This window comes from Micromonospora sp. NPDC003241, assembly GCF_053589795.1.
The window spans coordinates 22,643-35,300 of sequence record NZ_JBSFSO010000019.1; the positions used below are offsets into that span (position 1 = coordinate 22,643).

Genomic DNA, 12,658 nt, shown 5'->3' on the forward strand with positions numbered 1-12,658 from the left:
GCAGGCGCGCCCTGGGCCATGAGCGTCCGGTGGCCGGATGACGGGCAGGTCAGGCGCGGCCGAGTCGGTCCAGGGTCCAGGCGTTGACGAACGCCTCCTCCCGCCAGGCGTCGTAGCGCCCGCTGGGCCCGCCGTGGCCCGCCTCCATCTCGGTCTTGAGCAGGTATTCGCCCTGGGGTGCGACGGCCCGCAGCCGGGCGATCCACTTGGCCGGCTCGTGATAGAGCACCCGGGTGTCATTGAGGCTGGTCATCGCCAGGATCGCGGGATACTCGCGGTCGGCCACGTTCTCGTACGGGGTGTACGACTTCATGTACGCGTACACCTCCGGGTCGGCGAGCGGGTTGCCCCACTCCTCCCACTCGGTGACGGTCAACGGCAGCGACGGGTCGAGGATCGTGCTGAGCGCGTCGACGAACGGCACCTGCGCGACGATGGCGGTGAACGCGTCCGGCGCGAGGTTGGCCACCGCGCCCATCAGCAGCCCGCCGGCCGAGCCACCCCGGGCGAGCAGCCGGTCCGACGACGTCCAGCCCGCCTTGGCCAGGTGCCGGGCGCAGGCCACGAAATCGGTGAAGGTGTTCTTCTTGGCCAGCAGCTTGCCCTGCTCGTACCAGCTCCGGCCCAGCTCGCCGCCGCCCCGGATGTGGGCCACCGCGAAGATCACGCCACGGTCCAGCAGGGACAGTCGGCCGACCGAGAACCAGGGGTCCATGCTGGCCTCGTACGAGCCGTACCCGTAGATCACGCAGGGCGCGGAGCCGTCGCGCGGGGTGTCCCGGCGGCAGACCAGCGAGATCGGCACCTTGGTGCCGTCGTCGGCCAGCGCCCAGTCCCGGTGCTGCTCGTAGTCCTCCGGGCGGTATTCCCGCCCGTCCGGGCCGGGCAGCACCGGTCGCCGCCGCAGCAACGTCATCTCGCGGGTCACCACGTCGTAGTCGTACACCGAGTCCGGGGTGACCAGCGAGGTGTAGCGCAGCCGAACCCGCCCGGTCCGGTACTCCGGGTTCGAGTCCAGCCCGACGGTGTGCAGCGGCTCCGGGAACTCGATGTCGTGCCCGTCGCCGCCGCCGACCGGCAGCACCCGCAACCCGGTCAGCCCGTTGGCGCGCAGCGTCACGACCAGGTGGTCGGCGAAGGCGTCGACGGACTCCAGCCGGGTGCCGGGGGAGTGCTCGATCAGCGGCACCCAGTCGCCCGGGGCGTCGGCCGAGGTGTACGCCAGCGCGAAGTCCTCCGCGCCGTCGTTGTGCAGGATCAGGAACCGGTGTCCGTGGTGCTCCACCGAGTACTCGACGCCCTGCCGGCGGGGGGCGATCACGGCCGGCTCGCCGGTGGGGTTGCCGGCCGGGATGACGCGTACCTCGCTGGTGATCTTGCTGGCGATGTCGATCAGGATGAAACGCTCCGAGCGGGTCAGCTCGACCCCGACCCAGAACCGCTCGTCGTCCTCGGAGTGCACCACCACGTCGTCGGCGGCGGCCGTGCCGAGCACGTGCCGCCAGACCCGGTGCGGACGCCAGGCGTCGTCCACGGTCACGTAGAACAGCACCGAGGCGTCGGCGGCCCAGGCGGTGCCGTAGAACGTGTCCGGGATCTCGTCGGGCAGCAGCTCACCGGTGGCGAGGTCCTTGATCCGGAGGGTGAAGCGTTCCTTGCCGGAGAAGTCGGTCGAGTAGGCCAGGTAACGGCCGTCCGGGCTGACGTCGAAGGCGCCCAGCGAGAAGAAGTCGTGCCCCTCGGCGAGCAGGTTGCCGTCGAGCAGCACCTCCTCGCCGTCCAACGGGGCACCGTCGGGGCTGATCGGCGGCGTGGTCTCGTCGTCGCGGACCGCACGGCGGCAGTGTACGCCGTACTGCTTGCCCTCGACCGTCCGGGAGTAGTACCAGTGCCCGCCCTTGCGGGTCGGCACCGACAGGTCGGTCTCCTGGGTACGCCGGCGGATCTCCTCGAACAGCTCCGTGCGCAGCTCGGCGAGGTGCGCCGTACGCGTCTCGGTCCAGGCGTTCTCGGCCTTGAGGTAGTGGATCGTCTCAGGGTCGTCCTTGGCGGCAAGCCAGGCGTACTCGTCGACGACGGTGTCGCCGTGGTGGACGCGTTCGCTCGGCACCTGCCTGGCTACGGGTACGGGGGTCTCGGTGGTCACGGGCGCCACGTTACCGGCAGGCCGGGCGTCTCGGGCGGCGCAAATCCCCACTCGGTCGTTCGAACACATGTACGATCGCTGCCATGGTGCCAGCGCGTTCCACCGGCGGGTCCGGTGCCCTCGACATCGCCCGTCGCCTCACCGACATCTGCGGCTCACGCTTCGCCCGGTTCGCCGGCCCGGCCGACGAGGTGGCCGGACGACCGGCCCGCTGGGTCGCGGTGCCCGGCGGCGCCCACGCGGCGGCCGAGGTGCTGCGGCTCGCCGCGCGGCACGATCTGACGGTGGTGGCGCGCGGCGCCGGCACCAAGATCGACTGGGGTGCCGTGCCGGCACGGGTCGACATCATGCTCGACACCGGTCGGCTCGCCGGAATCGGTCACCAGTCCTCCGATCGGGGCACCGCCGAGGTCGGCGCCGGCACGCCGCTGCGCGCGGTGCAGGCCAGCCTGGAGCGCACCGGTCAGCGGCTCGCGCTGGACGCGCCCTCACCCGGCGCCACGGTCGGCGGCGTGCTCGCCGCAGACGAGGCCGGTCCGTTGCGACTCCGGCACGGCACCGCCTGCGACCAGCTCGTCGGCCTGCGTTACCTGGCCGCCGACGGCGAGCTGGCCGAGGCCGGTGGCGGGGCGGCCGGGCTGGCCCAGGCCCGGCTGCTGTGCGGGTCGGAGGGCGCGCTCGGCGTGCTGGTCAGCGCCACCCTGCGGGTGCAGTCCCTGCCGGCCAGCCGGGTCTGGGTGACCCGCCCGGTGTGGACGCCGCTGGAGGTGCACGACCTGGTCCGGGCGGTGCTCGCCGCCCGGCTCGACCCGGCTGCCATCGAGGTGGACCTGCCGGCCGGTGCGGGACCCCGGCCGAGGGACCCCCGGGCCGAGGCGATGGCGCGCCACCCGTCCATGACGGGACGCCCGTCGACCGGCCCGGCGGGGGCCGGCTCGCTGGTGGTGCTGCTCGAAGGCGGGCCGTCCGACGTGGCGGAGCGGGCCGACCGGCTCCGGTCGATGCTCGGTTCCCGGTCCACCGTCGCCCGATCCGCACCGTCCTGGTGGCGCAGCTACCCGTTCGCCCCCGGTGACACCGCGCTCCGGCTGGAGGTCCCGATCAGCGACCTGCACGCCGCCGTCTACGCGTTGCGGGACGCGGCCGGCTCGCCGGTGCCGGTCCGTGGCTCCGCCGGCCTCGGCGTGGTGCACGCCGCGCTGCCCGGCACGATGGCCCCCGACCGGGTGGCGTCGATCCTGGTCGCGGTGCGCAGCGTGCTGCTCGCCCGACGGGGTCGCTGCCTGGTGCTCTCCGCGCCGCCCGCCGTCCGGCGGGCCGTCGACCTGTGGGGTGAGCTGACCGGCGTGGCCCGGTTGCGCGCCGTCAAGCAGCACCTCGACCCGGGTCACCGGCTGGCCCCCGGCCGCCTCCCCGGCGGCCTCTGACCCCCGGCGGTCAGACCGCGTCGTTGCGCAGGACCAGGATGGCGATGTCGTCCCGGGGCGCCTCGACCGAGAAGTTGATCGCGGTGGCGCGCAGCCGGGCCGCCACCACGTCCGCCGAGTAGCCGGCGAGCGGCGCGGCGGCGTCCCGGAGCCGACCGGTGCCGAACAACTCCCGGCCCCGGCGGCGCTCGGTCACCCCGTCGGTATAGAAGACCAGGCAGTCGCCGGGGTCGAGGGCGATGTCCAGGGTCGGCGAGGTGATCGTATCGAGCAGGCCGAGCGCGGTGCCGCCGGTGCCGACGAACCTGGCCGGGCCGCCCGCCGCGCGTACCAGCACCGGCCGGTCGTGGCCGGCGAGGTGCAGCCCCACATCGAGCTGCCCGTTCTCGCCCGGTCCGACCGCCGCCAGCGCCAGCGTGCAATAGCGCCCGGCGCCTCGCTCGACAAGCGTCTCGTTGAGCCGGGACAGCACCTCAGGCAGGGGCTTGCCGTCCCCGGCCAGCACCCGGATCACGTCCCGGACCAGCCCGGTGACCGCCGCGGCCTGCACACCCTTGCCGGAGACGTCACCGATCACCACCAGCCAGCGGCCGTCCGGCAACGGCACCACGTCGTAGAAGTCGCCGCCGACCTCGGCGTCGTCGCCGGTCGGCACGTACTCGGCGGCGAAGCCGATGCCCTCCACCACCGGCAGCACCGGCGGCAGCAGCGACTGCTGCAACGTCTGCGCCACCCGGCGACGTTCGGCGTGGATGCGGGCGTTCTCGATCGCCAGGGCGGCGCGGCGGGCCACGTCCTCCAGCACCGCGATCTCGTCCGGATCGTGCCGGTGCCGCTGGTGTCGGCCGACGGCCAGCGTGCCGAGGCGCTGACCTCGGGCGATCAGCGGCACGGCGAAGCCCTCCATCGGCGCGCCGAGCGGTGTCTGGGTGCCGTTGCGGCTCGCCTCGCGCAGCCGGGCCTGGACCGAGTCCGGTCCCGCCTCGCGCAGCGTGGCGTGCAACTGCGGCAGCATCGACTCGTCGGCGTGACTGGCCGCGGCCAGCTTGAGTCGACCCCACTCGTCGGTGGTGTGCACGGCACACCACTGGCCGAGCCGGGGCACCACGAGCTGCGGGACGAGCGCCATGGTCAGCTCCACGTCCAGGGACTGGGCGAGCAGCTCACTGGCCTCGGCGAGGAAGGTCAGCCACGCCTGCCGCCGGACGTCGGCGCGGCGCAGCCGGTCGTTCTCCAGGTGCAGCGACAACCGCTCGGCGGTCAGCAGGGCCAACGGCCGGGCGTACGCGGTGGGTGCCGCGTCGAGTTCCAGCTCACCGGCGTACGGGCGGTGCACCGCCAGCGGCACCCGGAGCAGGTCGTTGCCGGGGCGGGGCTGCCGACCGTACCGGGCGATCACCTGTGGGCCGTGCCCGTCGCCCCGGTCCAGGCGCACCACTCCACCGGCCGCGCCGACCATCTCCGCCACCCGGGTCAGCAGGCTGGTGGCGAAGTCCGGCAGCGGATCGTCCGCGTACGGGTCGGGGGTGGGCTGCATCAGGGCGCTCATCGCCCCGGCGCTCGGCACGGAGGTGTGCGCGCCGTCCGAGCGGCCGGTCGGCGGGGCGAAGTCGTCCGGGCGGGCGAGCTGCGACCCGTCGCGCTGTGGCCCGTCCCGCTCCAACCGGAACCACACGCCCTTGCCGCTGGGCAGATAGGTGGTGCCCCACCGGCTGGCGAAGTGGTCGACCAGCAGCAGACCCCGCCCGCGCTCGGCGACCTCTGTGATGTCGGTCGCCACGTTCCGGACGCCGACGGTCAGCTCGTCGACCGGCCCGGAGGCGAAATCCGACACGGTCACGGTCAACCCGGACGAGTCCGCGCTGACCTCGATGTCGAGTTCGGTACGGGCGTGCTCGACCGCGTTGGTGGACAGCTCCGTGGTGAGCAGGAGCGCCTCGTTGAGAAGTCCGTCCAGGTTCGCCTCGGCCAGTACGGACCGGACGACGGCCCGCGCGGCGGCCGGCGTACGCCGGTCGGCGGGCAGCCGGACCCGCCGGACGTGCTCCTCCGGGCCCCCGTCCGTCATTGGCCCCACCGCCGCTGACACCCTCGTATCCTGCCCCGGCACCCGCCTCGTGCCAAGCCGATCACCGGTCGGGTCCGTAATACGGACGGCGGTGCGCCGTGGCGGTTTCGAGGTCACGGGGACAATGATGGGGTGGCCGGCGCGAGCCGGTGTACCCCGATGCGAGTGCGAGGAATGATGACCACGGCGAAACAGTCGGCGATCGCGGACACCTCCGCCGCCGACCACGAGGCGGTCCTCACCGAGCTGGCCGAGGCGCTGCGACGGGTCCGCGGTGGCGATCTCAAGGTCAGGCTGCCCCGACGTTCGGGAGCGGCCGGCGAGGTGGCCGACGCCTTCAACGACGTGGTGTCGCTCCAGGAGCGGCAGCATCTGGACCTGCGCCGGATCAGCCGGGTCGTGGGTCGCGACGGTCGGCTGACCGAACGCCTGGACGAGGAGGGGCTGGACGGCTCCTGGGCGGAGGGGCAGCGCGCGGTCAACTCGTTGATCGACGACCTGGGTCGACCGACCACCGAGATCGCGCGGGTCATCGTGGCGGTCGCCGACGGCGATCTCTCCCAGCACATGGCGCTGGAGATCGACGGTCGCCCACTGCGCGGTGAGTACCTGCGCATCGGCCGCACGGTCAACACCATGGTCGACCAGCTCTCGTCCTTCTCCAACGAGGTGACCCGGGTCGCCCGGGAGGTGGGCACCGAGGGCAAGCTCGGCGGCCAGGCCGACGTCCGCGGGGTGGCCGGCACCTGGAAGGACCTCACCGACTCGGTGAACACCATGGCCTCGAACCTGACCGGCCAGGTGCGGTCGATCTCCCAGGTCGCGACGGCGGTGGCGAAGGGCGACCTGTCGCAGAAGATCACCGTCAGCGCGCGCGGCGAGGTGGCGGCGCTGGCCGACACGATGAACTCGCTCACCGACACGCTGCGCCTCTTCGCCGAGCAGGTGACCCGGGTGGCCCGCGAGGTGGGCACCGAGGGCAAGCTCGGCGGTCAGGCGGAGGTGCCCGGCGTGGCCGGCACCTGGAAGGACCTGACGGACAGCGTCAACTCGATGGCGTCGAACCTGACCGCCCAGGTCCGCAACATCGCCCAGGTCTCCACGGCGGTGGCCCGGGGCGACCTGTCGCAGAAGATCACGGTGGCCGCCCAGGGCGAGATCCTGGAACTCAAGGACACCGTCAACACGATGGTCGACCAGTTGTCGTCGTTCGCCGACGAGGTGACCCGGGTGGCCCGTGAGGTGGGTACGGAGGGCAAGCTCGGCGGTCAGGCCCAGGTACGCGGTGTCTCCGGCACCTGGCGGGACCTGACCGAGAACGTCAACCAGCTCGCCGGCAACCTGACCAGCCAGGTCCGCAACATCTCGCAGGTGTCCACGGCGGTGGCCAAGGGTGACCTGTCGCAGAAGATCACGGTGGACGCCCGGGGCGAGATCCTGGAGTTGAAGTCGACGGTCAACACGATGGTCGACCAGTTGTCGTCGTTCGCCGACGAGGTCACGCGGGTGGCCCGTGAGGTGGGTACGGAGGGCAAGCTCGGCGGTCAGGCCGAGGTGAAGGGCGTGTCGGGTACCTGGCGGGACCTGACGGACAACGTGAACTCGATGGCGTCGAACCTGACGGGTCAGGTGCGGAACATCGCGTCGGTGACGACGGCGGTGGCCAAGGGTGACCTGTCGCAGAAGATCACGGTCGACGCCCGGGGCGAGATCCTGGAGTTGAAGTCGACCGTGAACACGATGGTCGACCAGTTGTCGTCGTTCGCCGACGAGGTGACCCGGGTCGCCCGTGAGGTGGGCACCGAGGGCAAGCTCGGCGGTCAGGCGCAGGTGAAGGGCGTCGCCGGCACCTGGCGTGACCTCACCGACAACGTGAACTCGATGGCGTCCAACCTGACCGCCCAGGTCCGCAACATCGCCCAGGTCTCCACCGCCGTCGCCAAGGGGGACCTGTCGCAGAAGATCACGGTCGACGCGCAGGGCGAGATCCTGGAGTTGAAGTCGACCGTGAACACGATGGTCGACCAGCTCTCGTCGTTCGCCGACGAGGTGACCCGGGTGGCTCGTGAGGTGGGTACGGAGGGCAAGCTCGGCGGTCAGGCCGAGGTGAAGGGTGTTTCCGGCACCTGGCGGGACCTGACGGACAACGTGAACTCGATGGCGTCGAACCTGACGGGTCAGGTGCGGAACATCGCGTCGGTGACGACGGCGGTGGCCAAGGGCGACCTGTCGCAGAAGATCACCGTCGACGCGCAGGGCGAGATCCTGGAGCTGAAGTCGACGGTCAACACGATGGTCGACCAGCTCTCGTCCTTCGCCGACGAGGTCACCCGGGTGGCCCGCGAGGTCGGCAGCGAGGGCAAGCTCGGCGGTCAGGCGCAGGTGAAGGGCGTCTCCGGCACCTGGCGGGACCTGACCGAGAACGTCAACCAGCTCGCCTCGACCCTGACCACCCAGCTCCGCGCCATCGCCCGGGTCTCCACCTCGGTGACCCGTGGCGACCTGACCCAGCGGATCACCGTCGAGGCACAGGGCGAGGTCGCCGAGCTCAAGGACAACATCAACCAGATGATCGTCACCCTGCGGGAGACCACCCACAAGAACGCGGAGCAGGGCTGGCTCGACTCCAACCTGGCCCGCATCGGTGGTCTGTTGCAGGGCCAGCGCGACCTCGGCGAGGTCTGCCGCATGATCATGCAGGAGGTGACCCCGCTGGTCGACGCGCAGCTCGGCGCGTTCTTCCTGGCGGACAACTCCGAAGGGGTGATGCGGCTGCGGCTGACCGCCTCGTACGGCTATGTGTCCCGGGGACACGACGTCACCTTCGGGCCCGGTGAGGGACTCGTCGGCCAGGCGGCGATCTCCCGGCGCACGATCCGGGTCGGCGCGGTGCCGGACGGCCGCATCACGCTCCGCTCCGGTCTGGCCGACACTCCGCCGGCCGACCTGGTCGTGCTGCCCGTCCTCTTCGAGGGCGAACTGCTCGGCGTGATCGAGTTCGCCACCGTCACCCCCTTCTCCGAACTGCACCTGGCGTTCCTGGAGCGGCTGGTCTCCACCATCGGCATCGCGGTCAACACCATCCAGGCGAACCGGCGTACCGAGGAGTTGCTGGCCCAGTCTCAGCGGCTGGCCCACGAGTTGCAGGAGCAGTCGGCGGAGTTGCAGCGCACCAACGCCGAGCTGGAGGAGAAGGCGACGCTGCTCTCCGAGCAGAAGGGCAACATCGAGACCAAGAACCGGGAGATCGAACTGGCCCGGCTCGGTCTGGAGGAGAAGGCGCAGCAGCTCACCCGGGCCTCGGCGTACAAGTCGGAGTTCCTGGCGAACATGAGCCACGAGCTGCGTACGCCGCTGAACTCGCTGCTGCTGCTGGCCCGGCTGCTCGCCGAGAACTCGGAGCAGAACCTCAGCCCCAAGCAGATCGAGTTCGCCCGGACCATTCACGGGGCCGGGTCCGACCTGCTCTCGCTGATCGACGACATCCTCGACCTGTCCAAGATCGAGGCGGGTCGGATGGACGTGGAGCCGACCGAGATCCGGTTCGCGGAGATCCGCAACTACGTGGAGCAGGCGTTCGCGCCGCAGGCCGACGAGAAGGGCCTGGACTTCCAGGTACGCGTCGGCAAGGACCTGCCGGCGGCGGTGGTCACCGACGCCCAGCGGCTCCAGCAGATCCTGCGCAACCTGCTCTCGAACGCGGTCAAGTTCACCGACAACGGCGCGGTGACGCTGCGCATCGCACGTGCCCCGGAGCACGCGGTGTTCGACGTACCGGCGCTGACCAACGCCCGGCAGGTGCTCGCGTTCACGGTGATCGACACCGGCATCGGCATCTCCGACGACAAGCTGTCGCTGATCTTCGAGGCGTTCCAGCAGGCGGACGGCACCACCAGCCGTCGCTACGGCGGCACCGGTCTGGGACTGTCGATCAGCCGGGACCTGGCCCGCCTGATCGGCGGCACGATCACCGTCACCTCGGCACCGGGCCAGGGCTCGACGTTCACGCTGTACCTGCCCGACGTGCTGGCGCCGGACGCGGTGGTGGCACCGTCGCCACCCTCGCCACAGCGGGCCGGCCTGCCGTCGTCGCTGCTGATGCCGCCGGTGGAGTTGCTGCCGCAGCGGCCGGAGGCACCCAAGACCCGTCAGCTCGACGGTGCCACCGTGCTGATCGTCGACGACGACGTCCGTAACGTCTTCGCCCTGACCAGCGCGCTCGAACTGCACGGCATGACCGTCCTGTACGCCGACAACGGCACCGACGGGGTGCGCCTGTTGGCGGAGCATCCGGAGGTGGACATCGTCCTGATGGACGCGATGATGCCCGACCAGGACGGGTACGAGACGACCCGGCAGATCCGCCGGAACCACCGTTTCGTGGACCTGCCGATCGTCTTCCTGACCGCCAAGGCGATGCCCGGTGACCGGGAGTCGGCGATCGCGGCCGGGGCCAGCGACTACATCACCAAGCCGGTCGACCTGGACGAGCTGATCGAACTGATGACCAGCTCGATCAGTGGCAGCCGCACCGAGGAGGGCTCGTGACGCAGGTGGCGAAGGCGCTGCTGGTCGATGACCGCCGGGAGAACCTGATGGCCCTGGAGGCGATCCTCCAGGGCCTGCCGGTGCAGACGGTCGCGGTGGAGAGCGGCGAGGCGGCGCTGAAGCAGCTTCTGGTGGACGACTTCGCGGTGATCCTGCTGGACGCCCAGATGCCGGACATGGACGGTTTCGAGACGGCCAGTCACATCAAGCGGCGGGAACGGACCCGGCACGTACCGATCATCTTCCTGACCGCCGCCGACCGCGACGCCCAACTGGCGTTGCGCGGCTACGCGGTCGGCGCGGTGGACTACCTGACCAAGCCCTTCGACCCGTGGGTGCTGCGGGCCAAGGTCTCGGTCTTCGTGGAGCTGTGGACGAAGACCCGGCAGTTGGCCGCGCAGTCCGAGATGGTGCGGGACCGCGACGCCCAGTGGCGGCTGCTGACCGACGCGGTGGACGAGGCGAGCACCCTGCTGCGGAGCGCGGACAAGGAACCGGACGCCGTCTCGCGGGCAGTGGCCCTGCTGGAGCAGGCCCGCTGGGGCACCACCCCCTGACACCGCCCGATCGTGACGTCGCCGTGGACTGCCGCCCGGTGGTCCACGACAGCGTCACGATCGACCCGGCGGCCCGTGGTCGGGACCGGGTTGAGCGGTGTCTCAGCTGGTAGGGGCGTCGTTTCGGATCATCAGGGCACTGCGCAGGCCCGTGATGTCGAGTACCCGTATCAGGAACTCGCCCACGTTGCTCAGCAGGAGCAGGCTCTGCGCGTGGCTGGCCTTGCGGCTGAGGACCACGAGCGTCCCCAACCCCTGCGAGTCGCAGAAGGTGACCCCGCCGAGATCGAGCACGATCCGAGGCGGGGGTTCGGTGAGCACTTCGTTGACGACGGTCGACAGCTGGGCGGCCGTGAGCATGTCGATCTCACCGGCTAGGCGAAGCACCGCTTCGTCGCCAGTCCGGTGTACGGTGATGGACAGTTCGGCACGATCCACCGGGTCAGCCTATCGCGATCTCGGGCACCCGGCCTGTCGAGGCGAACCGCCTCCGCCCAGCGTGCCGCAGGTGAGCCGGATAACCCTGATCCGGGGTGCCTGCCGATCCGCCGTCGGGCGCTGACACAATGGCGGCATCGTGACCGAGGTGTTTCCCGCCGGAACCGACCGCTATCCGGTCGCCGCGCCGGCCTCAGAGGCCCTGTTCGACCGCGCCCGCGCCATCGTGCCGGGCGGGGTGAACTCCCCCGTGCGCGCCTTCCGAGCGGTCGGCGGCACACCACGCTTCATGGTCCGTGGCGAGGGACCGTGGCTCCACGACGCGGACGGGCGGCGCTACGTCGACCTGGTCTGCTCCTGGGGCCCGCTGATCCTCGGACACGCCCATCCCGAGGTGGTGGCGGCCGTGCAGGCCGCTGCCGCGCAGGGCACCAGCTTCGGCACCCCCACCCCGGGCGAGGTCGACCTGGCCGCCGAGATCGTCGCGCGGACGCCGGTCGAGCAGGTACGCCTGGTCAACTCGGGCACCGAGGCGACCATGTCGGCGATCCGGCTGGCCCGGGGGTACACCGGACGCTCCAAGATCATCAAGTTCGCCGGTTGCTACCACGGGCACGTGGACGCGCTGCTGGCTGCGGCCGGCTCCGGCGTGGCCACCCTCGGGCTGCCCGACTCGCCCGGTGTGACCGGCGCGGCGGCGAGCGAGACGATCGTGCTGCCGTACAACGACCTCGCCGCGGTGCAGGAGGCGTTCGCCGCCGAGGGCGAGCACATCGCCGCCGTGATCACCGAGGCGGCGCCGGGCAACATGGGTGTGGTGGCACCCCGGGACGACTTCAACGGCCAGTTGGCGCGGATCGCGCACGCGCACGGCGCGCTGCTCGTCATCGACGAGGTGATGACCGGGTTCCGGGTCTCCCGCTCCGGCTGGTACGGCCTCGATCCGGTCGACGCGGACCTGTGGACGTACGGCAAGGTCATGGGTGGTGGGCTGCCTGCGGCGGCGTTCGGCGGGCGCGCGGAGATCATGTCGCGACTGGCTCCGGCCGGGCCGGTCTACCAGGCCGGCACCCTCTCCGGTAACCCGCTGGCCTGCGCCGCCGGTCTGACCACGCTGCGGCTGGCCGACGAGGCGCTGTACCGCCGGCTGGACGACACCGCCGCCGTGGTGGGCAAGCTCGCCGCGGACGCGCTGGCCGCCGCCGGGGTGCCGCACCGGCTGTCGTACGCGGGCAGCATGTTCTCGATCTTCTTCACGGACGCCGACGTGGTCGACTACGACAGCGCCCGCACCCAGCAGGTGCCCGCGTTCAAGGCGTTCTTCCACGCGATGCTCGCGGCCGGGGTCTACCTGCCGCCGAGCGCGTTCGAGTCCTGGTTCGTGTCGGCGGCGATCGACGACGCCGCCCTGGAACAGATCGCCGCCGCCCTGCCGGTGGCGGCCAACGCGGCGGCAGCGACGACAGGGGTATAG

The 12,658-nt window shown here is 71.5% G+C and carries 7 protein-coding genes; 4 read left to right on the forward strand and 3 right to left on the reverse strand.

Features of this window, described 5'->3' with window-relative positions; all coding sequences use genetic code 11:
- Positions 1-49: 49 nt before the first annotated feature.
- Positions 50-2,146 (reverse strand): S9 family peptidase, encoded by a 2,097-nt coding sequence (locus ACWDVW_RS17110; protein ID WP_449949604.1) that lies wholly within the window; start codon positions 2,144-2,146, stop codon positions 50-52.
- Between the two features lie 83 nt (positions 2,147-2,229).
- Between ACWDVW_RS17110 and ACWDVW_RS17115 the strand changes: the two genes are divergently transcribed.
- Entirely contained in the window at positions 2,230-3,573 is a 1,344-nt protein-coding gene (locus ACWDVW_RS17115) for an FAD-binding oxidoreductase (RefSeq protein ID WP_449949607.1), read from the forward strand.
- Between the two features lie 10 nt (positions 3,574-3,583).
- Here the strand turns inward: ACWDVW_RS17115 and ACWDVW_RS17120 are convergent, their stop codons facing one another.
- Complete coding sequence (locus ACWDVW_RS17120) at positions 3,584-5,641, reverse strand: SpoIIE family protein phosphatase (protein ID WP_449949610.1); 2,058 nt, start codon at positions 5,639-5,641, stop codon at positions 3,584-3,586.
- A 177-nt stretch (positions 5,642-5,818) separates the two neighbouring features.
- Between ACWDVW_RS17120 and ACWDVW_RS17125 the strand changes: the two genes are divergently transcribed.
- Positions 5,819-10,189: a HAMP domain-containing protein gene (locus ACWDVW_RS17125; protein WP_350697478.1), complete on the forward strand. Its 4,371-nt coding sequence runs from the start codon at positions 5,819-5,821 to the stop codon at positions 10,187-10,189.
- Entirely contained in the window at positions 10,186-10,746 is a 561-nt protein-coding gene (locus ACWDVW_RS17130) for a response regulator (RefSeq protein ID WP_449949612.1), read from the forward strand. Before ACWDVW_RS17125 ends, ACWDVW_RS17130 begins: the two co-directional genes overlap by 4 nt.
- Before the next feature lie 102 nt (positions 10,747-10,848).
- Here ACWDVW_RS17130 and ACWDVW_RS17135 read toward each other — a convergent pair whose 3' ends face one another.
- On the reverse strand, positions 10,849-11,184 hold the full coding sequence (locus ACWDVW_RS17135; RefSeq protein WP_396741226.1) for an STAS domain-containing protein: 336 nt from the start codon (positions 11,182-11,184) through the stop codon (positions 10,849-10,851).
- Between the two features lie 139 nt (positions 11,185-11,323).
- Here ACWDVW_RS17135 and hemL point away from each other — a divergent pair, with 139 nt between their 5' ends.
- Positions 11,324-12,658: a glutamate-1-semialdehyde 2,1-aminomutase gene (gene hemL, locus ACWDVW_RS17140; RefSeq protein WP_449949616.1), complete on the forward strand. Its 1,335-nt coding sequence runs from the start codon at positions 11,324-11,326 to the stop codon at positions 12,656-12,658.